At 71.3% G+C, this 22,308-nt stretch carries 23 protein-coding genes; 16 read left to right on the top strand and 7 right to left on the bottom strand.

The window, feature by feature from the left end:
• The first annotated feature begins 2 nt into the window (after positions 1-2).
• Positions 3-1,550 (top strand): serine hydrolase, encoded by a 1,548-nt coding sequence (locus VEC11_RS00880; protein WP_464128284.1) that lies wholly within the window; start codon positions 3-5, stop codon positions 1,548-1,550.
• Here the strand turns inward: VEC11_RS00880 and VEC11_RS00875 are convergent.
• The 3 genes from VEC11_RS00875 to ubiG form a co-directional block, all read right to left on the bottom strand.
• Positions 1,532-2,833, bottom strand: a complete 1,302-nt coding sequence (locus VEC11_RS00875) for a hypothetical protein (RefSeq protein WP_464128282.1) — start codon at positions 2,831-2,833, stop codon at positions 1,532-1,534. The two genes, VEC11_RS00880 and VEC11_RS00875, sit on opposite strands and share 19 nt — an antisense overlap.
• 111 nt (positions 2,834-2,944) lie before the next feature.
• Complete coding sequence (locus VEC11_RS00870) at positions 2,945-3,784, bottom strand: sugar phosphate isomerase/epimerase family protein (RefSeq protein WP_464128280.1); 840 nt, start codon at positions 3,782-3,784, stop codon at positions 2,945-2,947.
• Positions 3,785-3,843: 59 nt separating this feature from the next.
• Positions 3,844-4,584: a bifunctional 2-polyprenyl-6-hydroxyphenol methylase/3-demethylubiquinol 3-O-methyltransferase UbiG gene (ubiG, locus tag VEC11_RS00865; RefSeq protein WP_464128279.1), complete on the bottom strand. Its 741-nt coding sequence runs from the start codon at positions 4,582-4,584 to the stop codon at positions 3,844-3,846.
• A gap of 53 nt (positions 4,585-4,637) precedes the next feature.
• Here ubiG and VEC11_RS00860 point away from each other — a divergent pair, with 53 nt between their 5' ends.
• The gene (locus VEC11_RS00860; RefSeq protein WP_464128277.1) at positions 4,638-5,867 is read left to right on the top strand and encodes an aspartate kinase; all 1,230 of its coding nucleotides are present in this window, start codon (positions 4,638-4,640) and stop codon (positions 5,865-5,867) included.
• A gap of 142 nt (positions 5,868-6,009) precedes the next feature.
• On the top strand, positions 6,010-7,002 hold the full coding sequence (locus VEC11_RS00855) for an NAD(P)H-dependent flavin oxidoreductase (RefSeq protein ID WP_464128589.1): 993 nt from the start codon (positions 6,010-6,012) through the stop codon (positions 7,000-7,002).
• On the opposite strand, the gene VEC11_RS00850 is transcribed toward VEC11_RS00855, so the two are convergent.
• Positions 6,999-7,751, bottom strand: a complete 753-nt coding sequence (locus VEC11_RS00850) for an energy transducer TonB (protein ID WP_464128275.1) — start codon at positions 7,749-7,751, stop codon at positions 6,999-7,001. The two genes, VEC11_RS00855 and VEC11_RS00850, sit on opposite strands and share 4 nt — an antisense overlap.
• Positions 7,752-7,850: 99 nt before the next feature.
• On the opposite strand from VEC11_RS00850, the gene VEC11_RS00845 reads away from it, so the two are divergent.
• The 6 genes from VEC11_RS00845 to VEC11_RS00820 all read left to right on the top strand — a co-directional run bounded on the left by VEC11_RS00845 (position 7,851) and on the right by VEC11_RS00820 (position 14,340).
• Positions 7,851-8,237 carry a putative quinol monooxygenase gene (locus VEC11_RS00845; protein WP_464128273.1) on the top strand — a complete coding sequence of 129 codons (387 nt, stop codon included), beginning with the start codon at positions 7,851-7,853 and terminating at the stop codon, positions 8,235-8,237.
• Entirely contained in the window at positions 8,234-9,022 is a 789-nt protein-coding gene (locus tag VEC11_RS00840; protein WP_464128270.1) for a class I SAM-dependent methyltransferase, read from the top strand. The genes VEC11_RS00845 and VEC11_RS00840 overlap by 4 nt, the downstream gene beginning before the upstream one ends.
• A complete protein-coding gene (locus VEC11_RS00835; protein ID WP_464128267.1) occupies positions 9,019-9,978 on the top strand; it encodes an ankyrin repeat domain-containing protein in 960 nt (319 codons plus the stop codon). Before VEC11_RS00840 ends, VEC11_RS00835 begins: the two co-directional genes overlap by 4 nt.
• A gap of 60 nt (positions 9,979-10,038) precedes the next feature.
• The gene (ptsP, locus tag VEC11_RS00830; protein ID WP_464128264.1) at positions 10,039-12,309 is read left to right on the top strand and encodes a phosphoenolpyruvate--protein phosphotransferase; all 2,271 of its coding nucleotides are present in this window, start codon (positions 10,039-10,041) and stop codon (positions 12,307-12,309) included.
• Positions 12,310-12,421: 112 nt separating this feature from the next.
• On the top strand, positions 12,422-13,381 hold the full coding sequence (locus tag VEC11_RS00825) for a helix-turn-helix domain-containing protein (protein WP_464128262.1): 960 nt from the start codon (positions 12,422-12,424) through the stop codon (positions 13,379-13,381).
• 83 nt (positions 13,382-13,464) lie between these two features.
• A complete protein-coding gene (locus VEC11_RS00820) occupies positions 13,465-14,340 on the top strand; it encodes a tetratricopeptide repeat protein (protein WP_464128259.1) in 876 nt (291 codons plus the stop codon).
• A gap of 101 nt (positions 14,341-14,441) precedes the next feature.
• Here the strand turns inward: VEC11_RS00820 and VEC11_RS00815 are convergent, their stop codons facing one another.
• Both VEC11_RS00815 and VEC11_RS00810 read right to left on the bottom strand, forming a co-directional pair.
• A complete protein-coding gene (locus tag VEC11_RS00815; protein WP_464128257.1) occupies positions 14,442-14,831 on the bottom strand; it encodes a hypothetical protein in 390 nt (129 codons plus the stop codon).
• 151 nt (positions 14,832-14,982) lie between these two features.
• Positions 14,983-15,459 carry a hypothetical protein gene (locus VEC11_RS00810; protein WP_464128255.1) on the bottom strand — a complete coding sequence of 159 codons (477 nt, stop codon included), beginning with the start codon at positions 15,457-15,459 and terminating at the stop codon, positions 14,983-14,985.
• A 43-nt stretch (positions 15,460-15,502) separates the two neighbouring features.
• Between VEC11_RS00810 and tilS the strand changes: the two genes are divergently transcribed.
• The gene (gene tilS, locus VEC11_RS00805; RefSeq protein ID WP_464128253.1) at positions 15,503-16,456 is read left to right on the top strand and encodes a tRNA lysidine(34) synthetase TilS; all 954 of its coding nucleotides are present in this window, start codon (positions 15,503-15,505) and stop codon (positions 16,454-16,456) included.
• On the opposite strand, the gene VEC11_RS00800 is transcribed toward tilS, so the two are convergent.
• Positions 16,453-16,923, bottom strand: a complete 471-nt coding sequence (locus VEC11_RS00800; RefSeq protein ID WP_464128251.1) for a YaiI/YqxD family protein — start codon at positions 16,921-16,923, stop codon at positions 16,453-16,455. The genes tilS and VEC11_RS00800 overlap by 4 nt on opposite strands.
• A 175-nt stretch (positions 16,924-17,098) precedes the next feature.
• Here VEC11_RS00800 and VEC11_RS00795 point away from each other — a divergent pair, with 175 nt between their 5' ends.
• The 6 genes from VEC11_RS00795 (at position 17,099) to VEC11_RS00770 (ending at position 22,292) form a co-directional block, all read left to right on the top strand.
• Complete coding sequence (locus tag VEC11_RS00795; RefSeq protein WP_464128249.1) at positions 17,099-17,425, top strand: hypothetical protein; 327 nt, start codon at positions 17,099-17,101, stop codon at positions 17,423-17,425.
• A gap of 138 nt (positions 17,426-17,563) precedes the next feature.
• The gene (gene ftsH / locus VEC11_RS00790; RefSeq protein ID WP_464128246.1) at positions 17,564-19,528 is read left to right on the top strand and encodes an ATP-dependent zinc metalloprotease FtsH; all 1,965 of its coding nucleotides are present in this window, start codon (positions 17,564-17,566) and stop codon (positions 19,526-19,528) included.
• Between the two features lie 34 nt (positions 19,529-19,562).
• Positions 19,563-20,204 carry a nicotinate-nucleotide adenylyltransferase gene (locus VEC11_RS00785; RefSeq protein WP_464128243.1) on the top strand — a complete coding sequence of 214 codons (642 nt, stop codon included), beginning with the start codon at positions 19,563-19,565 and terminating at the stop codon, positions 20,202-20,204.
• 9 nt (positions 20,205-20,213) lie between these two features.
• The gene (rsfS, locus tag VEC11_RS00780) at positions 20,214-20,609 is read left to right on the top strand and encodes a ribosome silencing factor (RefSeq protein ID WP_464128242.1); all 396 of its coding nucleotides are present in this window, start codon (positions 20,214-20,216) and stop codon (positions 20,607-20,609) included.
• Positions 20,610-20,704: 95 nt separating this feature from the next.
• A complete protein-coding gene (locus VEC11_RS00775) occupies positions 20,705-21,127 on the top strand; it encodes a 23S rRNA (pseudouridine(1915)-N(3))-methyltransferase RlmH (protein WP_464128240.1) in 423 nt (140 codons plus the stop codon).
• A gap of 4 nt (positions 21,128-21,131) precedes the next feature.
• Entirely contained in the window at positions 21,132-22,292 is a 1,161-nt protein-coding gene (locus VEC11_RS00770; RefSeq protein ID WP_464128237.1) for a murein hydrolase activator EnvC family protein, read from the top strand.
• Positions 22,293-22,308 lie beyond the last annotated feature (16 nt).

Raw genomic sequence — 22,308 nt, 5'->3', positions numbered from 1 at the left:
ACATGCGAACATCCATGCTTTTGCTCGCCGCCGCCGGCTTCGCGCTCGCCGCCTCCGGCGCCTGCGCCCAGCCGGCGCCCTCGCCCGCCGCGGCAACCCAGGTGGACACGAGGCGCTTCGCCGCCGATTTCGACGCCTTCCTGACCGGGCTGGTGGGAGGCTTCCCGGACCTGCCTTCGCTGAGCGTGGTGGTCACGCGGAGCGACGGCACCATCTACGCACGGAGCTTCGGCCGGGCCGACCTGGCCTCGGGCCGGGCGGCGACGCCGGACACGCTCTACTACATCGCCTCCACGACCAAGAGCTTCCTCGGCCTCGCCATGGCGGCGATGGATGCGCGCGGCGAGATCGACCTGGACTGGACTCTGGCCGAGCTCGCCCCGGACGTCCGCTTCGCGCCCGAGCTCCACGCCGACCGGGTGACCCTGCGCCACCTGCTCAGCCACACGCACGGGCTGACCGGCACCGGCATCGCCTTCCGCCTCGCCTATACGGGCGAGCACGACCAGGCGACGCTCTGGCGGCAACTGGCGCGGCTGCAGCCCAACCGGGAGGCGCCGCTCGGCACCTATCGCTACACCAATCTCGGCTACAATATCGCCGCCTTGCTGATCGAGCGGCGGACCGGCCGGCGCTGGCAGGACATGATCGAGCGCGAGGTACTGGTGCCGCTGCGCATGACCCACAGCCTGACCCAGGGCACGGACCGGGCGCGGCGCCGCCTGCCCTTCGCCCTGCCCTATACGACGATGACCGCGTCCGGCGCGGCGCCCATCTATCTGGTCAAGCATGACGACACGATGCAGTCGGCCGGCGGCATGTTCGCCAGCGCGAACGACATCGCCCGCTTCCTCGCCGCGCAGCTCGCCGCGGAACGGGGCCGCGGCACCGGCCGCCTGCCCGCGTCGGTGATCGCCGGCACCCACCGGCCGATCGCGACCTTCGACGACCGCCGCGACGTCTTCCCCGCCACGGGCTACGGCCTCGGCTGGCTGTCGGGCGAGGTGGACGGCGCGATGCTCTATTTCCACTTCGGCGGCTTCCCGGGGGCGCGGGCGCACATGTCGTTCATGCCGGCGCGGGACGTCGGCGTGGTCGCCCTGGCCAATGACGACGGCATCGGCGTCCCGATCGCCGACCTCGCCGCCAAATATGCCTATACCTGGTTCGCCCGGGGCCGCGAGGCGGCGGCGGCGAGCGGCGCGCAATGGACCGAGCGCTTCAGGCAGCAATTCACCCGGATCCGCGCCGGCGTCGCCACCGCGCGGGCCGAGCAGGCGGCCCGGCCCTGGCGCCTGTCGCTGCCGATCGCCGCCTATACCGGGCGCTATTGCAACGAGGATTACGGCACGATCACCATCTCCGACCATAATGGCCGGCCGGCCATGGCGATGGGCCGGCTGCGCGCCGATGCCGGCCCGTTCGACCGGCCGGAGACGGTGCGGATGGAGGCCATTCCCGGGGAGGGCCGGCTGCTCAGCTTCGACCTGGCCGGGGGCCGTGCCACCGCGCTGACCTATGACGGCGACCGCTACCTGCGCTGTCCCTGAGTCGCGCCCGGGCGCGGATAATGGCTCCAGCGCAGCGGGCCGAGCGCTGCAAGCGCGCGCTGGAAGGCCGGCGCACCGGCGCCCCCGCCGAACCAGGCCTGGAGGAAGCCGGGCTGCAGCCCCGAGGCGGTGAAGCGCTGGAAGACGTGATCGTCGTCGAGCAGCAGCAGGGTGCTGCCGCGGGTGAGGCCATTGAGGCCGATCTGGGTCCGATAGTCGCACGTATGGTCGTGCCGCGCGGCGACCTGCAGGACCTCGCAGCGCTGGGTGCGGAGCCGCTCCCACGCCGTCGCCGGCACCACGGGCCGATAAGGAGGATCGGCCAGCGGCGCGGCATAATAAAAGAGCGCTTCAAGGCTGGGCCGAAGCGGCCCCCCGCCACCGCGGGGATCGGCCTGGGGCGCGGCAAATTCATAGACTCGCGTCGCCGCGCCGACCCCTTCCAGCGTCGTGCGGGTCTGCTCGATCGCGTCGATCTGGTAGCGGGCGCGCATCGCCGCCACCTCGGCCCCGTCGCCCTGGAGGAAGGCGCGCACCGCGGCCAGCCGCGCCGCCGGCAGCGCCTCCAGCGGCTCGAAGAAATTCTGCCGCTGAAGCACCAGGACGAGATTGCGGCGCTGCGCGGGATGCTGGCCGAGCCAGGTCATCAGCTCGGTTGCCGTGCCCGGCTCGGCGCCGGAAAATTCCTCCCAGAAGCGGTCCGCGCTGACCCCCCAGCGGACGTCCAGCTCGGCATTCACCGCCGCCTGCACATAGACCCGCGCTTCCAGCTCCGGCCGCAGCGCCAGCAGCTGGAAGATGAGATAGGCGCCGCCCGACCGGCCGTAGAGACAGAGCTCGCGCGGGCCGAGCGACAGCCGCCGGATGACCGTCTCGATGTCGCGCGCCCATTGCCGCCAGTTGAGCAGCCGGTAGGCCGTCGACCAGTCGATCTCGCCCTGGTCCCTGATCAGCCGGTCGAGTGCAGGGGCGCGACTGCGCCCGAGGATCGTAAGGACGTTCAGCTCGTTGCCGAACAGCTCGCGCTGCAGCCGCTGCGCGCCGCCCGGACGGACATAATATTGCTGCGCATCGGCGACCACCAGGACGGTCCGCCGTCCCGCCCGCCGCGGCGCGCCCCACTCGCAGCGCAGCGGAAAGTCGCCCGCCCCGGGTCGATCATGATCGATGGGAACTTCAAGCTCGACCGTCAGCGGCGGCGCGGCCTCCGATGCCTGGCCGAAGGCGCGGCCGGAAAAGGCCGCGAGTACGCCGGCCAAGGCCGCGCGGCGGGTCACGATCATCCTTCACTCCGTCGTTCGATTCGGAGAGATCGATGCTACACTTGTAGCAGTCCTGCAAGCGGGAAGGACGTCTAACCGTCTGGAACGGCACAGGGACCGGCGCCTGCCCCTTCAGTTCGAGCCGGCCGGCGATGGCACGACATAGCGGCGGAAGCGGCGCATCGCATCATCGACATAGTGGCGCGAGAGGCGCCGTTCGGCCGCGGCGAGCGGGGGATTCCACCCGAGCCGCGCGCTGAGGCGCCGCGTCCAGGAGAAAGCGCGCTTGGACCAGTTCGGCTGGGCGGATTCCGCCTCGGCCATGACCCCCCAGCCCGAAAAGCCGATCCGCGTCAGCGCGGCGCGGACGGCGGGCCAGTCGATATCGCCCTCGCCGACGCGGACGATCTGGTAGCGCCTCAGATGGAGCCAGTGGCGGAGGTCCTTGAGGTGGAGGCTGGCGGCGCAGCGGCCGGCAATATCGAGCCAGCCCTCGGGGCGGCCGAAAATGACATTGCCCAGATCCAGGCAGAGCCGCACGCCCGGCGAGGCGAAGGACTCGATGTAGCGGGCGCAGTCACAGGGGCTGAGCAGGAAGCCGTTCCAGACATTCTCGACGACGAGGACAATGCCGAGCCGCTCGGCCTCGGGCAGGATCGCGCGGACGATCACGTCGCGCGAGCGGCGGTCCACCTCGTCATAGCTGGCGTCGGCGCCGACGACGCCGGGGATCAGCAGCATCGCGCCGGCGCCCATGACGTGAGCGGCCTCCAGCGCCGCCAGCGTGGCGGCGATCCCGGCATCGCGGACCGCCGGCTCCGGGCTGGTGAGCGGCTTGCGATAATTCTCCCAGCAATGGACGGAATGGATGATGATGCCGGCCGCGTCCGCGGCCTGGCGCAGCGCCGCCGCCGGGCCGTCGCCGACCTCGAGCTCGATGCCCTCGAAGCCGGCCTCCTGTGCGATCCGCATCCGGGCCTGGAAAGGCAGGGATTGCGGCAGGCAGCTCAGCCGGATGGAGGGCCGGATCGCTATTTCGGCACCCGCTTCGCGGTCAGCAGATAATTGAGCGAGAGATCCTCGCCGAGCGTGAAGCCGCGCGTCAGGCTGAAGCCGAGGCCGGTGACGTCGACCACCTCCAGCCCGGCGGCGGCCACCATCGCCCTGAGCTCGTCCGGCGCGACGAACCGGTTCCAGTCGTGCGTGCCCCTGGGAATCCGGCCGAGCCCCTCGGCGAGGTCGACGAGCAGCAGCTTCGACCACATTGTCCGGGCGGGCGTCGACAGGATCAGCAGCCCGTCCTCGGCGACCGCCGCCGCGAGCGCGCCGACGAAGGCCGCGGGGTCGGCAACATGCTCGATCACCTCCAGCGAGGTAACGAGGTCGAAGCGTCCCTCGAGCGCCTCCGCGCCGCCGGTGCGATAGTCGATCTCCAGCCCCTGGCCGAGCGCATGCTCGCGCGCGACCGCGATATTCTCCGCCGCCGCGTCGATGCCGGTCACCCGGGCGCCAAGCCGCGCCAGCGGCTCCGCCAGCAGCCCCGCGCCGCAGCCAACGTCCGCGGCGCTCCTGCCGGCGAGCGGCTTCAGCCCGGTCTCGTCGGTCTCCCAATGATGGTCGATCTGCTCGCGAATATATTTGAGGCGGACCGGATTGAGCTTGTGCAGCATCGCCGACGAGCCCTTCGGGTCCCACCAGTCGGCGGCCATGGCGCCGAAGCGGGCGGCTTCCTCGGGGTCGATGGTGGAAGTTGGCTCGCTTGCATGTGCCATGGCCGCTCCCTAACAGGACCCCCGAGATTTTCCACCGTCCTCTCGGGAGCCCAATGCCACGCATCGTGATGAAGTTCGGCGGCACGTCAATGGCGGGGAGCGAGCGCATCCGCCATGTCGCCGGGCTGGTGAAACGCGAGGCGGAGCGGGGCAATGAGGTGGCGGTGGTGGTCTCGGCCATGGCGGGGGAGACCGACCGGCTGATCCAGTTCTGTCGCGAGGCGGCCAGCGTCTACGATCCGCGCGAATATGACGTGGTCGTCGCCTCGGGCGAGCAGGTCACCTCCGGGCTGCTCGCGATCACGCTGCAGGGCATGGGGCTCAACGCCAAATCCTATATGGGCTGGCAGCTGCCGATCCGCGCCTCCGGCCATGCGGCGGGGCTGATCGAGGGGATCGACGCCGAGGTGCTGGAGGGCGTGTTCAGGCAAAGCGGGATCGCGGTTATCCCAGGCTTCCAGGGCGTCACCGACCGCGGCGACCTCGCCACGCTCGGCCGGGGCGGCTCCGACACGTCGGCCGTGGCCCTGGCGGCGGCGATGAAGGCGGACCGCTGCGACATCTATACCGATGTGGACGGGGTCTACACGACCGACCCCCGCATCGTCCCCCGCGCCCGCAAGCTCGACCGGGTCACCTATGAGGAGATGCTGGAGCTCGCCAGCGTCGGCGCCAAGGTGCTGCAGACGCGCTCGGTCGGGCTCGCCATGCGCTACAACATGCCGCTGCAGGTCCTCTCCTCCTTCGAGGACCTGCCCGGGACGATGATCGTCGGCGACGATTCGATCGAGGACAGGAATATGGAACGCAACGTCATCACCGGCATCGCCCACGACCAGAACGAGGCGATGGTCACCCTGACCGGCCTCGCCGACGAGCCGGGCACTCTGGCCCGGATCTTCGCGCCGCTCGCCGCGGCGAACATCAACGTCGACATGATCGTGCAGAGCGCCCACGAGAGCGGCGACGGCCGGGTACTCACTTTCACCGTCCCGACCGCTTCCCTCGCCCATGCGGTGGCGGCGCTGGAGCAGGCGAAGGAGGAGATCGGCTTCGACGAAATCCGGACCAATACCGACGTGGTGAAGGTCAGCGCGGTCGGCGTCGGCATGCGCTCCAATGCCGGCATCGCCGCGAAGATGTTCGAGACTTTGGGCGCGCGGGGGATCAACATCATCGCCATCACCACCTCGGAGATCAAAGTCTCGGTGCTGATCCACGAGGATTATACCGAGCTGGCGGTGCGCGTGCTGCACACGGCCTTCGGGCTGGATCAGGACTGAGTGGCGAGTTGATTTATCTCGTCATGCCAGCAAAGGCTGGCATCCAAGCTGACTCTGAATGGACCCCAGCGTTCGCTGGAGTGACGGTGGGACATTGAACGACGCGACGACCAATATCGGCCACGACCGCCTCGCCCGGCTGATGAAGCGGGGGACCGAGTTCCTCGGCTGCGACCATGCGGTGCTGGGCGGGGCGATGAGCTGGATTTCGGAGCGCAACCTCGTCTCCGCCCTGTCCAATGCCGGCGCCTTCGGGGTGATCGCCTGCGGGGCGATGACGCCGGACCTGCTCGACGCCGAGATCGCCGAGACCAGGAAGCGGACGGCCAGGCCGTTCGGCGTCAACCTGATCACCATGCACCCGGCGCTGAGCGAGCTGATCGACGTCTGCGCGAAGCATGAGGTGAGCCATGTCGTCCTCGCCGGCGGCCTGCCGCCCGCAGGGTCGATCGAGCGGATCAAGGCGAACGGGGCCAAGTTAATCTGCTTCGCCCCGGCGCTGGCGCTGGCGAAGAAACTGGTCCGCTCCGGCGTCGACGCTTTGGTGATCGAGGGCATGGAGGCGGGCGGCCATATCGGCCCGGTCTCGACCTCGGTGCTCGCGCAGGAGATATTGCCGCCGCTCGCCGCCGAGGTGCCGATCTTCGTCGCCGGCGGCATCGGCCATGGCGGGCTGATCGCCGGCTATCTGGAGATGGGCGCGGTCGGCGTGCAGCTCGGCACCCGCTTCGTCTGCGCGACCGAGTGCATCGCCCATCCGAACTTCAAGAAGGCCTTCATCCGCGCCTCGGCGCGCGATGCGATCACCTCGGTCCAGATCGACCCGCGCCTGCCGGTCATCCCGGTGCGCGCGCTGAAGAACCGGGAGATGGAGAGCTTCGCCGCCAAGCAGCGCGAGGTCGCGCAACTGCTCGACGAGCAGAAGGTGGAGATGATGGAGGCGCAGCTCCAGATCGAGCATTATTGGGCGGGCGCGCTCCGCCGCGCGGTGATCGAGGGCGATGTCGAGACCGGCTCGGTCATGGCCGGCCAGTCGGTCGGCATGGTCAAGGACGAGGCGCCCGTCGCCGACATCCTGAAGCAGCTGATGGACGAGGCCGCGCACGCGCTCGAGCGGCGCTCGGTCGAGGCCTAACTGGCCGGGCGCACGCCTTCGATCTCGAAATAGATCGGGATCCGGACCCAGGCATCATATTGGTCGCGGCCGTTGCGCTGCGGCGGCCTGATCCGGAAGGCATGGGAGAGGCGCAGGCCGGCCGCGCCGAAGCCGATCCCGCGCGGCCTCTCGGCCAGCACCCGGCAGCGCCGCGCGCGGTTGTTCGCATCGACCTGGCAGCCGAGCCAGGCGACGCCGTTGGTGCGGCGCTCGAGCGCGATGCGCGGGAAATAGAGCCGCATCTGCGCGTCGGTCGGCCGCACGATCCAGTCGGGGCGCGCCCAGGTCTCGCCGGCCGGACGGTCGCTGCCCTCGCCGGTGCCCGCCGTGCCGGCGCCAGGCCCTTGCCCCGTGCCGACCCCGGTGCCGTTGCCGGTCCCGGCCTCGGCGACGCCCGGGGCGCCGGAGACGACGACGGGCGGGGCGGGGAGCGGCGTCGGCAGGGCGGTGAGCGTCTCGGGCGCGGGCGCCAGGGTCGGCGCGGGGCTGCGCGGCGCGGGCGAGCCGGCGGCTCCCTCTTTCTGCTCCGGCCCGGGCTCCGGCGCCGTCCTCAGCTCGACCGGCTCGTCGGGCGCGGGCAGGAAGGTCACCTCCAGCGGCACCGGCGCGAGCCGCGGCGGGACGGGCACGGCGGTCAGCAGGAGCAGCAGCAGGATCGTCCCCGCATGCAGCAGGCCGGCGAGCGCGCCGCTCACCATCCTCGATTCGGTCCGCGACAAATGTGCCATCGCCCCGCTCCGCTGCGAGGGCGCCAGCATGCCATTGCCCGCCCGCCGCGACAAGCGCGCGCGGCGGCGCTAGACTGGGCGCGTCGAAGGGAGGAGTCGATGGAGGTGAAGAGGCGCGAGCTGCTGGCCGGGGGGCTCGGCCTGGCGCTGGCCCCCCAGGTCGCCAGGGCGATGAGCGGGACGGCCGGCATGCACGGCCTGATCGGCAGGATGCGGGCCCGGCCGGGCCAGCGCGACGCCCTGACCGCCATCATGCTTGAGGGAACGCAGGGCATGCCGGGCTGCCTCTCCTACGTGGTGGCGAAGGACCCGGTCGACGCGGAAATCATCTGGATCACCGAGGTCTGGGACAGCAAGGCGAGCCACACCGCCTCGCTCCAGATCCCCGCCGTCCGCGCCGCGATTCAGCGCGCCCGCCCGCTCATCGCCGCCTATGAAAGCGGGCAGGAGACGATCCCGGTCGGCGGCGTGGGGCTGCGCCGTTGACCGCCGCCGACAGCCGCTTCACCGGCTCGATCCCGGCGCTCTACGACCGTTGCCTCGGGCCGATGCTGTTCGCACCTTATGCGCAGGACATCGCCGCCCGGGCCGAAGCGCTCGGGCCCGCCCGCCTGCTGGAAACGGCGGCCGGGACGGGCATCGTCACCGCGGCGCTCGCCGAGGCCATGCCCGAGGCGGAGATCGTCGCCACCGACCTCAACCAGGCAATGCTGGACGTCGCCGCCACGCGCGGCCTGCCGGCGCGGGTGCGGCTGCAGGCGGCCGATGCCCAGGCGCTGCCCTTCGCGGACGGGGAGTTCGAGCTTGTCGTCTGCCAGTTCGGCGCGATGTTCTTCCCGGACCGCGTCGGCGCCTATCGCGAGGCGCGGCGCGTGCTGCGGCCGGGCGGGCGCTTCCTGTTCAACGTCTGGGACAGTCTCGAACACAACCCGGTGAGCGCTTTGCTCGGCGATGCGGTGGCGGCCCTCTTCCCCGACGATCCGCCGAGCTTCTATCGCCGGATCCCCTTCGGCTATCACGACACCGCTCAGATCGAGGCGGATCTGCGCGCCGCCGGCTTTGCCGACATCGCCATCGAGACGGTGACCCGGATCAGCCGGGTCGACGCCCGGGCCGCGGCGATCGGCCTTTGCCAGGGCTCACCCATGGGGGCGGAAATCGAGGCGCGCGGCGGCGATCTTGCCGTTGCCACCGACGCCGCGGCCGCAGCGCTGGCGCCGCTCGAGGGCAAGGACATGCCCATGTCCGCCCATGTGGTGAGCGCCGGATGAGCGAGACTGGGACCGCCGCCTTCCTCCGCGCCGTCGGCGACGGCGATATCGAGCGTGTGCGCGACCTGCTCGCCGCCGACCCCGGCCTCGCCAATGCGGTCGGCCCGCATCCTTATTGGGGCGGCCGGCCGCAGGCGCTGCATATCGCGATCGAGACGAAGCGCCGGGACATGTTCGACCTGCTGCTCGATGCCGGCGCCGATCCCGATGGCCGCAATGGCGAATATGATCTCTGGTCGCCGCTGATGCTCGCCCTGAACCGCGACCGGGCTGACATGCGCGACGAACTGATCCGCCGCGGCGCGCGGATCGGCCTGGTCGAAGCGCTGCTGATGAAGGACGATGTCGCGGTGGACGCCCTGCTCGCCGACGGCCTGCCGCCAATGGCGCCGAACGGGGGCTCGATCCTCGCCTTCGCGCGGACGCCTTATGCGATCGACCAGTTGATCGCGCTCGGCGCCCCGATCGACGCGAAGGACCGGTGGGGCGTCACCCCGGTCGAGGCGATGAGCCGCGCGGGCGAGGATGGCGGCCTGCTCGTCCGCCACATGATGCGCCATGGCGTGACCCCCGATGCCGAGGCCTTCGCCCGGCTCGGCGACCGCGACATGCTCGCCGCTTTGGTCGAGAACGACCCCGCCCTCGCGCGCCGCGACGATCTGCTGATGGCCGCGGTCGACGGCCGCCATCACGACCTCGTGCGCTGGCTGCTGTCGATGGGCGCCGACGCCAATGCCCGCGCCGCCGGCCAGTCCCGCCAGAGCGCGCTGCACAATGCGGCCTGGAACGGCGATCTCGAGATGGTGCAATCGCTCGTCGATGCGGGCGCCGACCTCCACGTCCGCGACGCGGAGCATGACGCCACGCCGCGCGGCTGGGCCGAGACCGCGGCGACGATCACCAACAATCCCGCCTGCGTCGAGGTGGCCGCCTGGCTGCGGGCGCAGGGCGGCTGAGCCGGGCGCGCGGCGCGAGCCCATTGGAAAGAGCACCGCCTTTCTGATAGCGCTCCGCCCATGCCCACGGCGTCCGCCTCCTCAGCCCGGGAAATCCTGACCGGCCTGCACAACGTCATGGCCTCGAAGCTCGGCGCGCAGGCGAAGCTGAACAAGGTGGTGAAGATCATCGCCGAGGCGATGGCAAGCGAGGTCTGCTCCATCTACCTGCTGCGCGACGGCGTGCTGGAGCTGTTCGCCACGGTCGGCCTCAACCAGGCCGCGGTCCATGTCACCAAGCTGGCGCAGGGCGAGGGCCTGGTCGGCACGATCGCCAAGGACGTGGCGGTGCTGAACCTCGCCGAGGCGGCGAGCCATCCCGAATTCGCCTACCGGCCGGAGACGGGCGAGGAACTCTATCACAGCTTCGCCGGCGTGCCGATCATCCGCAAGGAGCGCGCGATCGGCGTGCTCGCCGTCCAGCATGCCGATCCGCGCGGCTATGACGAGGTCGAGATCGAGGCGCTGCAGACCGTTGCCATGGTGCTCTCCGAGCTGATCGCCAATGCCGGCCTTGCCGACCGCGCCGCCGCCGCCGAGGAGGATCGCGACGCCGGGACGACGCGGATCACCGGCCTGAAGCTCGTGGCGGGCATGGGCAAGGGCCATGCCGTCTATCACCAGCCGCGGGTGCTGATCGAGCATACGGTGGCCGAGGACATCGAGGCGGAGCGCCACCGCGTCTATTCGGCCTTCTCCAAGATGCGCGAGCAGATCGACGCGATGATGGGCCAGGCCGAGTTCGGCACGGTGGGCGAGCATCAGGAGGTGCTCGAGACCTACAAGATGTTCGCCTATGACGAGGGCTGGTCGCGGCGGATCAACGAGGCGATCGACAGTGGCCTCACCGCGGAGGCGGCGATCGAGCGGGTGCGCCAGCGCACCGCGCAGCGCATGCGCCAGATCGACGATCCGCTGCTGCAGGACCGGATGCACGATCTGGACGACCTCGCCAACCGGCTGCTCCGCATCGTCTCGGGCCAGCTCGGCACCGCCGCCCAGGCCGGCCTGCCGCAGGATGCGGTGCTGATCGCGCGCAATCTCGGGCCGGCCGAGCTGCTCGAATATGACCGGCGCAAGCTCAAGGCGGTGGTCCTCGAGGAGGGCTCGCTCACCGCCCATGTCGTGATCGTCGCCCGGGCGATGGGCGTGCCGATGATCGGGCGCGTCGCCAATGTGCGCCGGCTGGTCGGCGAGGGCGACCTCGTCCTCGTCGACGGCACCGAGGCGACTGCGCTGGCCCGGCCGACGCCGGCGATCGAGGAGGCCTTCGACACCAAGCTCGCCGCCGGCCAGAAGCGCCGGGCCGAATATGCGGCGGTGAAGGACAAGCCGTCCGTCACCAGGGACGGGGTGCGGGTCCAGCTGATGGTCAATGCCGGGCTGCGCGACGACGTCGGGGCGCTCGCCGCTACCGGTGCGGAGGGGATCGGCCTGTTCCGCACCGAATTCCAGTTCCTGGTCTCCGCCCAATTGCCCAAGCGCGAGGCCCAGCAAAGGCTCTACCGCTCGGTGCTGGAGGCAGCGGGCGACAAGCCGGTCATCTTCCGCACCGTCGATATCGGCGGCGACAAGAGCCTGCCCTATCTGGACACCAATCCGGAGCCCGAGGAGAATCCGGCCATGGGCTGGCGGGCGCTGCGCCTCGCGCTCGACCGGGACACGTTGATGAAGGCCCAGGCCCGCGCCCTGATCGAGGCGGCGGGCGGGCGCGAGCTGCAGATCATGTTCCCGATGGTCTCGGAGCCCTGGGAGTTCGATGCGGCGCGCAAGATCGTCGAGGAGCAGCGCGCCTGGCTCGCCGAGCGCAAGAAGCCGCTGCCGAAGCGGATCCTCTACGGCTGCATGCTGGAGGTGCCGTCGCTGGCCGAGATGCTGGACGTGCTGCTGCCGAAGCTCGACTTCCTGTCGGTCGGCACCAACGACCTCACCCAGTTCCTGTTCGCGGCGGACCGCTCCAATCCGCGCCTCGCCGAGCGCTACGACTGGCTGTCGCCGGCGATCCTGCGCTTCCTCAGGCGGATCGCCAAAGCGGCGGACAAGCACAATGTCCCGCTCGGCGTCTGCGGCGAGATGGGCGGGCGCACGCTCGAGGCCATGGCGCTGGTCGGGATCGGCATCCGCCGCCTGTCGATCACCCCGGCCGGGGTCGGGCCGGTCAAGGCGATGATCCGCTCGCTCGATGCCGGCGCGGCGGCGCGCGCCATGGACCGCCTCCTCAAGGACCCGCCCGCGGACTTTCGCGGCGCCGTCGCCGCCTGGGCGGAGAAGCATCGGGTGGCCATGGCCTGACCTCGCCCTGCCGCAGCGCGGCGTGGCCCATTGTTCCAGCCAGGTTGACTTCCACCCGGCCATGTGACGATGACGGCGTTCCTGGGGGCGCAGGCAACTCGAAGGCGAATCGATGTCGGATTACGGCGAGGGGGAGGAGAGATTCGTCTCGATCGGCGAACGGCTTCGCCGTGCCCGCGAAGCGCGGGCGATGAGCCTTGACGACGTCGCCAGCCAGACCCGCATCCCGATGCGCCATCTCCAGCATATCGAGCTGGAGGAATGGGACGCTTTGCCCGCGCCCACCTATGCGATCGGCTTCACCCGCAATTTCGCCAACGCCGTCGGCCTCGACGGCCCGACCATCGCCAACGAGCTGCGCGACCAGATCGGCGGGCCGCGCCGGCGCGCGCCCGCGCCCGAATATTACGAGCCGGCCGATCCGGCCCGCGTGCCGCCCAGGTCGCTCGTCATCGGGGTGATCGTCGCCGCCGTGCTGCTGGTCGGCGCCTATCTGCTGTGGCGCAATACGATCGGCGCCGATCCGGGCCCGGGGCCGGAGCAGACGATCGAGGTGCCGGAAGACAATGGCGCCGCCCCGGCGGCCAACGGCCAGGCGGCGGCGCCGGCCGACCTGACCGGCCAGGCGGTCACGCTGACCGCGCTGGACGGCGTCTGGGTGCGGATCACGGACGGCGAGAACGGCCCCTCGCTCTTCACCGGCATCCTTTCCTCGGGGCAAACCTTCACCGTGCCGGCGACCGCCACCCGGCCGGTGCTCCGGACCGGGCGTCCGCAGATGCTCCGCGCCAGCGCCGGCGGCCGCGATCTCGGCCTGATCGCGCCCGAGGAGCGCACCGTGATCAACGTCAGCCTGCTGCCGCAGGACCTGGCGGCACGGGCGTCCGGCCAGCCGCCTTCGGCCGCGCCGGCGCCGGCATCCTCGCCCGCCCCCGCGCCGGCAGCCACGGCAAGACCGGCCCGCCCGCGCCCGACGCCGCCGACGAGCCGGGCGACGGGACCGGTTCCCGCGGACCCGCCGCCGGCCAGCCGGCCGGACGCGCCCTTGTCCACGCCGCCGCCGACGCCCTAACGCAGCCCGTCGCTTAAGACTGGCGACAGAAGCGATGGTCACATAACATCGGCCTCAACCAGAGCGAGGATGCGGGGATTTTCATGCGCGTACATATTTTGGGGCTGGTTCTGCTCGCCTCGACGGCGGCGCCGGCCGTCGTCCAGGCGCAGCCGCGGCGCGAAACCGTCGAGCAAAGGGTCGGGCGGCTCGAGCAGCAATTGCGCGCGGTGCAGCGCCGCGTCTTCCCGAACGGCAATGTCGAGCCCGAGATCACCCCGCAGGGCCCGGCCCAGCCGGGCGGAGCGCCGGGCGGGGACGCGATCACCAGCCTGACGCAGCGGGTCGACGCGCTGGAATCGCAGCTGCGCGCGCTGACCGGGCAGGTGGAAGAGAATGGCAATCGCACCCGCCAGCTCGAGGAGCAGATCACGCGGCTGCGCACCGACCTCACCGCCCGGCTCGACCGGGTCGATCAGCCGCAGAGCGCCGCCCCGCCGCGGACCGAACCGGCGGAAGCGCCGGCGGAAGAGCCGGCCGAGCCACCGCCCGCGCGCGCCGAGCGCCCGGCGGCTCCCGCTGTGCCGGGCACGGCCGAGGAAGCCTATAATGCCGGCTACCGGCTCTGGGACCAGCGCCGCTATGGTGAGGCGCAGGCCGCGCTGGAGGCCGCCGCGGCGCGCTACCCCTCGGGCCGCTGGCTGAGCTGGACGCGCAACCTGCTTGGCCGCGCCTATCTGGACGACGGCAAGCCGGCGACGGCGGCACGCATCCTGCTCGCCAATTATCAGGAGAACCCGCAGGGCGACCGCGCCGCGGACAGCCTCTTCTACCTCGGCCAGGCGCTGACCCGGCTCAACCGGCGGACCGAAGCCTGCCGCGTCTATGACGAGCTCGCCCGCGTCTATCCGAACGTGCGCGAGGCGATCGGCTCGCAGCTCCCGCAGGCCCGGCGCGCCGCGCGGTGCACCGCCAGCTGACCCGCCGCACCGCTGCGCGCGGACGGCGCCGTTGCCCTACAAGCGAACGGGCTCCCCGGCCGGAGCCGGAGAGCCCGATCTCGCCTTCGAAACCTGGCTGACTAGCAGCGGCGCCCGGCACCGCCCGGATCGCCGTAGCGGCCCGAGTCCGAATCGCTGCAGGAGCGGCGGCGGCAGCGGCCGTTGCCGGCCGGATCGCCGTAGCGGCCCGTATCGGAATCGGTGCAGCCCGTGCGGCGGCGGCGGCGGCAGCGGCCATAATTGGCCCGGTCCGCATAACGGCCGCTGTCGCGGTCGGTGCAGCCCGTGCGGCGGCGGCCGCAGCGGCGTCCGGCGCCGCCCGGATCGCCGTAGCGGCCGGAATCGGAGTCGGAGCACTGGAAGGCCTGGGCCTCATCCGGTGCGATCAATCCGACGGTGCTGGCGGCGGCGACGGTGCCGGCGACGGTAAGGAAAAATGAGCGACGGCTCAGCTTGCGTGTCGTTTTCATCGGCGACCTCTTCCCTTTCGCCAAAGCGGATCTGCGCCCGCGACGCCTTGGCGTAACAGATAAATGCTCCCGGGGGAACCTTTCGCGGGCGAAAAAATCCTCTTTCCCGGTCATTTTTTGCCATTCTTGACGCAGGATAAGAGCGTGCCTTCTAACGCCGCATGCAGCGCCGCCCGCGGCCCGCGGGATCGCCGCTCGCGCCGCGGTCGCGGTCGTTGCACTCGCCCCGTCCCCGGCCCCGCCCGGCGGAGTCCGCGCCGCGGCCGCTGTCGCCGTCGGTGAGCCCGGTGCGCGGCCGGCCATGGCCGGCGGCGTCGGTCGGATCGCTGTCGCTCTCGCCGGTACGGCAGCGGCCGCGCCCGCCCGGATCGCCGTTGGTGCCGCTGTCGCCGTCGCTGCAGCCGGTGCGCGGGCGGCCATAGCCTGCCGGATCGGTCGGGTCGCCGTCGCTCTCGCCGGTGCGGCCGCGGCCGCGGCCGGCCGGGTCGCCCCTCGGCCCGCTGTCCGAATCCGTCAGCTGCAGGGCCAGCGCCTCGCCCGAGACGAGAGTGAAGGACCCGCCGAGCGCGATGCCGCCCAGCACGCTCGCCAGGAAGGAGCGGCGGCGCAGCCTGGGCCGTGCTTTCATCTTTCCTCTCCCAATGCCGTGCGGCGAAGCTAGACTCGGCGCGATGAACATTGGCTTGCCGGAACGAACGGCGCGCTTCCGCGCCGACCTGGCCGCGCTGGCCGGCCCGGCCCCGGCGGCATTCGGCGTGGCCGTGTCCGGCGGGCCCGACAGCCTCGCCTTGCTGCTGCTCGCCGAGGCCGCCTTTCCGGGCCGGATCGAGGCGGCGACCGTCGACCATGGCCTGCGCCCGGAAAGCGCCGCCGAGGCGGCCCTGGTGGCGGAAATCTGCGCCGCCCGCGCCATCCCCCATGCGACGCTGACCGGGCCGCCGGTCGAGGGCAATGTGCAGGCCGGCGCGCGCGCCCTGCGCTATGAATTGCTCGGCGGCTGGGCGCGGGAGCGCGGGCTCGGCTTCGTGCTGACCGCCCATCACCGGGACGACCAGGCCGAAACCCTGCTCATGCGCCTGCAGCGCGGCGCCGGCCTCGCCGGCCTCGCCGGCATCCGCCCGCGGGCCGAGATCGGGGGGCTGACCGTCTTCAGGCCTTTGCTCGGCTGGTCGCGGGCGGAGCTGGCGGCGATCGTCGCCGGGGCCGGCCTCGTCCCGGTCGAGGACCCGTCCAACCGCGACGAGCGCTACGACCGCGCCCGCCTGCGCCGGCAGCTCGGCGGGGCGGACTGGCTCGACGCCGCCGCGCTTGCCCGGAGTGCCGCCGCCCTGGAGGAGGCCGAGGAGGCGCTCGACTGGACGGTCGGGCAGCTCATCGCCGAGCGGGTCGAGCCGGTGCTCGACGGCCTCAGCTTCGACGCCGCCGGCCTGCCGCCCGAGCTCCGCCGCCGCGCCTTGCTCCGCCTGCTGGCGCTGCTGGTCCCCGCCGACCCGCCGCGCGGCGAGGCCGTGACCCGCCTGCTCGCCGCGCTCGACGCGGGCGAGGTCGCGACGCTTGCGGGCGTGCGCTGTCAGGGCGGGCCCGTCTGGCAGCTGGCGCCGGCGCCGCCGCGCCGGAGCGCCTAGCCGCGCTTCGCCTTTACCAGGGCCGCGTCGAGCGCCTGCAGGAAGCGCGAGCGATCGGCCTTGGCGAAGGGCGGCGGCCCGCCCCCGAACCCGTCGGCGCCGGCGCGCAGGTCGGCGAGGATCGCCCGCGTGGCCACGGCACCGCCGATCGAAGCGGCGGTGAAGGGCTTGCCGTTGGGGGCGAGCACCGCCGACGCGCCGGCCTTCAGGCAGCGGTCCGCCAGCAATATGTCGCCGGTCACCACCACCGCGCCCGGGCCGGTCCGCCCGGCGATCCAGTCGTCCGCGGCGTCGAAGGCCCCGGTGACCGTGACCCGCTCGATCAAGGGATGCTCGGGGACGCGCAGCCGCGCATTGCTGACGATGCGGACCGGCACCCCGTGCCGCCAGGCGACCCGGTAGATTTCCTCCTTCACCGGGCAGGCATCGGCATCGACCAGGATGATCGGGGTCTCGGCAGGGTTCATTCCCGCAGGATAGTCGCAAAAGCCGGCCGGTTTCATCTCTTTGTCGCACGCCCGGCGGCTTCCGTCGCGCCGCTTGCCCAAAGCGGCAGGAAGGCGGCATTATGCGCCCGCGGAACCGGCGCCGGATGCCGGAGTTAGCCGTCCGGGTTTCCCCGAGAACGATGGAGCACGAGCCATGTCCAGCATCCCCAACGACGCCATGCCCAAAGCCACCGCAGCGCCCGAGGAAGGCGCGGGCGACGGCCGCGTGAAGCGGGCCGCCAAGGCCGCCGGCGGCGCGGCGAAGAAGGCCGGCAGCGCCGCGGCCAAGGGCGCCGGTGCCGCTGGCAAGGCGGCGGGCAAGGCCGCCGGTGCGGTCGCCGGCGCCGCCAAGCGCAACCCGAAGAAGGCGATCGCCGCGGGCGTCGCGGTCGCCGCCGGCGTCGCCGCCGTCGCCATCGCCCGCTCGCGCAAGAAGAAGGCGTCGGGCGGCGCCAGCAAGGGCGGCACGAAGAAGAAGTAGACGGGCGTCGACCGTATTTCGGTTCGCAGCCGGCGCGCCATCATGTGCGCGCCGGCCGCTAACCCGCCGTTCACCGGCCCGCCCTACATTGCGGCTTTGCGCCCGAGCCCCTATCTTGGGCGGCGAAGGGAATATTGAATGGCCGATGACAATCGCACCCCCGGCAATGACCGCGAGCCTTCGGGCGGCGGCAACTGGATGAAGAGCCTGCTGATCTGGGCCGGCATCCTGCTCGCGCTCGTGCTCGTGGTGCAGACGATGAGCGGCGGCTCCTCGCAGGCCCGGGATGCGATCACCTATTCCGACTTCCTGACCAAGGTCGACAACGGCCAGGTGCAGATCGTCTCGATCGGCAAGGACGCGATCACCGGCCGCACCACGGACGGCGCCACCTTCCGCGCCAATCCGGTGCCCGATCCCACCTTGCCGCAGCGCCTGCGTGAGAAGGGCGTGCGCTTCGACGGCCAGCCCGAGGCGACGACCTCGCTCTGGATGCTCCTGCTCTACCAGTCGCTGCCCTTCCTGCTGATTCTCGGCATCGCCTTCTTCGTGATGCGCCAGATGCAGAAGAATGCAGGCTCGGGCGCGATGGGCTTCGGCCGCTCCAAGGCGAAATTGCTGACCGAGAAGCATGGCCGCGTCACCTTCGACGACGTCGCCGGCATCGACGAGGCGCGCGAGGAATTGCAGGAGATCGTCGAGTTCCTGAAGGACCCGACCAAGTTCGCCCGCCTCGGCGGCAAAATCCCGAAGGGCGCCCTGCTGGTCGGCTCCCCGGGCACCGGCAAGACGTTGCTTGCCCGCGCCATTGCCGGCGAGGCGAACGTGCCCTTCTTCACCATTTCGGGCTCGGACTTCGTCGAGATGTTCGTCGGCGTCGGCGCGAGCCGTGTCCGCGACATGTTCGAACAAGCGAAGAAGAACGCGCCCTGCATCGTCTTCATCGACGAGATCGACGCGGTCGGCCGCCATCGCGGCGCCGGCCTCGGCAACGGCAATGACGAGCGCGAGCAGACCCTGAACCAGCTGCTCGTCGAGATGGACGGCTTCGAGGCGAATGAGGGCATCATCATCATCGCGGCGACCAACCGGCCCGACGTGCTCGATCCGGCGCTGCTGCGCCCCGGCCGCTTCGACCGCCAGGTCGTGGTGCCGCGCCCGGACATCGAGGGCCGCGAGAAGATCCTGAACGTCCACATGAAGAAGGTGCCGCTGGCGCCGGACGTCGACGCGCGCACGATCGCGCGCGGCACGCCCGGCTTCTCGGGCGCCGACCTCGCCAATCTCGTCAACGAGGCGGCCTTGCTGGCGGCGCGGATGGGCAAGCGGCTGGTCGCGATGAAGGAGTTCGAGCTCGCCAAGGACAAGGTCATGATGGGCGCCGAGCGCAAGTCCATGGTGATGACCGAGGAAGAGAAGAAGGCGACCGCCTATCACGAGGCCGGCCATGCCCTGGTCTCGCTCCATGTCGACGGCTGCGACCCGCTGCACAAGGTGACGATCATCCCGCGCGGCCGCGCGCTGGGCGTGACCTGGAACCTGCCGGAGCGCGACCGCTATTCGATGAGCATGAAGCAGATGAAGGCGCGGCTCGCGCTCTGCTTCGGCGGCCGCATCGCCGAGCAGCTCATCTACGGCAATGAGAGCCTCAACACCGGCGCCTCCAACGACATCCAGCAGGCGACCGACATGGCCCAGGCGATGGTGATGGAATATGGCATGAGCGAGAAGCTCGGCTGGCTCCGCTACCGCGCCAATCAGGAGGAGGTCTTCCTCGGCCACAGCGTCGCGCGTTCGCAGAGCGTCTCCGAGGAGACCTCGCGGTTGATCGACCAGGAGGTCCGCCGCCTGGTCGAGGAAGGCGAGAACGTCGCCCGCAAGGTGCTCACCGACAATCTCGACGAGCTGCACAAGCTGGCCGGCGCCCTGCTCGAATATGAGACGCTGACCGGCGAGGAAGCGAAGCGCGCGATCAGGGGCGAGGATATCGGCCGCGAGAATCCGAGCGCCCGCCCGGACGTCATGCCCTCGACCGGCGCCTCGATCCCGTCGACCAAGAGGCCGCGCGGCGGCATCGGCGGACCGGCCCCGCAAGGGGCCTGACCACGATCGGCACCGACCGGGGCCGGCTGGTGACATGAGCCGGATCGGCCTTCTCGGCGGCTCGTTCAACCCGGCGCATGGCGCGCACCGGCGGATCAGTCTCGCCGCGCGCGCCGCCCTGGGGCTGGACGAAATCTGGTGGCTGGTCTCGCCGGGCAACCCGCTGAAGCCGGCCAGGGGCATGGCCCCGCTCGCCGCCCGCTTCGCCTCGGCGCTCGCCGTGGCGCGCCACGCGCCGATCCGGGTGACGGCGATCGAGCGCGAGCTGGGCACCGTCTACACCGCCGAGACGCTCGAAAAGCTGGTCGCCCGCTACCCCCAGCATCGCTTCGTCTGGCTGATGGGGGCAGACAATCTCGGCCAGTTCCACCGCTGGCGCGACTGGCGGCAGATCGCCCGCACCATGCCGATTGCGGTCGCGACTCGGCCGGGCTATGATGCAGGCGCTCTCAAGGCACCCGCCTGGGGCTGGTTGCGGCGCTTCGTCCGGCCCGTGGCCATGGCGAAGGACTGGACGTTGTGGAGACCGCCGGCGCTCGTGCTGCTTTCATCGCCGCCCGATCCGACATCCGCCACCGCCCTTCGCGCCGCCAATCCCGATTGGCACGAAACCGCCACAAATTCGTTTCACATGAAGGCACTGCGCGACGGCGTGACGCGCAGTCCGATCAGTTAAGGAGGTCAATTGCCAAGAAAAGTAGCCGCTCCGGCCGAAGACGGAGCCATCGAGAAAGCCGAGGCGCTGCATGACCTCGTGCTCCGCTCGCTCGACGACGACAAGGCCGTCGAAGTCGTCACCATCCCGCTGGCGGGAAAATCCAACATCGCCGATCATATGGTGATCGCCTCGGGCCGTTCGACCCGCCAGGTCGCCGCCATGGCGCAGAAGCTCGCCGAACGGATCAAGCGCGATCTCGGGCGCAACGTCCGCGTGGAAGGGCTGCCCGTGGCCGACTGGGTGCTGATCGACGCCGACGACGTCATCATCCATCTCTTCCGTCCGGAAGTGCGCAGCTTCTACAATCTCGAGAGGATGTGGGCGTTCGAGGACAATGCGCCGGCCGCGACGGCCGCGCGCTGACGTCATTGCGAGCGCAGCGAAGCAATCCAGCCCCGTGCAAATGGGTTGCCGCGTCCCCCGGGTCGGGCCCGGGGTCCCCGCAATGACGGGTTGAAATGCTCCTCCACGTCATCGCGCGGGGGAAGATCGGGCGCTCGCCCGAGGCCGAGCTCGTCCAGCGCTACCTGAAGCGCGTGACCTGGCCGGTGAAGCTCACCGAATTGCCCGAGAAGGGCGGCAAGCTGCCGCCACCTCCCGACAACAGCGTCACCATCCTGCTCGACGAGAAGGGCGAGCAATTGGGGTCCGTCGCCTTCGCGAGGAAGCTCGAGGGCTGGCGCGACGGCGGCAAGAGGGAGGCGCGCTTCCTGATCGGCGGCGCGGACGGGTTCGGCGATGCCGAGCGGGCCGGGGCGGACCTGCTGCTCGCCTTCGGCAAGGCGACCTGGCCGCATTTGTTCGCCCGGGCGATGCTCGCCGAGCAGCTCTTCCGCGCGACGAGCCTGCTTGCGAACCACCCCTATCATCGGGAAGGATAGGGGCATGCGGCTGTTCCTGCTGTCCTCGCTGATCGCCATGGCGGGCGCCGGCGCCTTCGCGGCGGCGAGCGCCCAGGATGCGCGGACCGATGCCGTGGCCCTGCAGCAGGCGCGGAACGAGGCCGCCCAGGCGAACCGGCGCTACCGCCAGCTCGAGGCGGCCTCGCGGCGCGCGACCAGCGAGGCCGACCGCGCCCGCATGGCCGCGGAGGCCCTGGCCGCGCAGATCGAGGCGGCCGAGGCCGATCTGACCGCCTCGGAGCGGCGCATCGCCCTGATCGCCGCGCTGCAGGCCGAGCAGCGCGCGCGCCTCGCCGAGCAGCAGGGCCCGGTGATCCGCCTCACCGCCGCGCTGCAGACCATGACCCGGCGCCCGGCCGCGCTCGCCCTCGTCCAGCCGGGCTCGGTGCGCAACGCGATCCACGTCCGCTCGCTGCTCGCCGCGACCATGCCCGAGATCCGCCGCCGCACCGCCGTGCTGCGCGCCGAGGTCGCACGGAGCAGCGACCTCAGGCGCCAGTCCGAGCAGGCCCGCGCCGCGATGGCCACGAGCCGCAGCGCGCTCGGCGAGCGCCGCGCCGCGCTGACGACCTTCGAGGCGCAGCAGCGCAGCCGCTCGCAGCAGCTCGCCGGCCTCGCTCTCACGGAATCGGACCGGGCGCTGGTGCTCGGCGAGGAGGCGCAGACGCTGGCCGGCCGGGTCAGCAACCGCCAGAGCGAGGAGGCGCTGACCGCGGCGCTCGCCCGCCTGCCCGGCCCCGCCCCGCGCCCGGGCGCCGCGCCGCCCGCGCCGGCGGACAGCATCCCTTATTCGCTCGCGGTCGAGGGCCGGCTGGTGACCGGCGTCGGCGAGATTTCGGAAGGCGGCGTGCATTCGCGCGGCCTGACCCTCGAGACCGAAGCGGAAGCGCCGGTGATCGCACCGGCCGCGGGCCGGATCATCTATGCGGCCTCCTTCCGCCGCTACGAGAATGTCGTGATCATCGATCATGGCAATGGCTGGACCAGCGTGATCACCAATCTCGCCACCCTGGACGTCGGGCGGGGCGCCGTCGTCATGCGCGGCCAGCGCCTCGGCCGCACCGGCACCGGCAGCCCGCGCGTGACCCTGGAGCTGCGCCGCAACGGGCGGCCCGTCCCGTTCGCGCAATTCCTGGCGGGATAGGCGCCGGAACCGCCCG

Origin of the sequence: Allosphingosinicella sp. (assembly GCF_035626655.1) — a bacterium.
Taxonomy (GTDB): Bacteria; Pseudomonadota; Alphaproteobacteria; order Sphingomonadales; family Sphingomonadaceae; genus Allosphingosinicella.
Note: the sequence above shows the minus strand (reverse complement) of the source record. Positions and strands in the feature narration are given on the sequence as shown.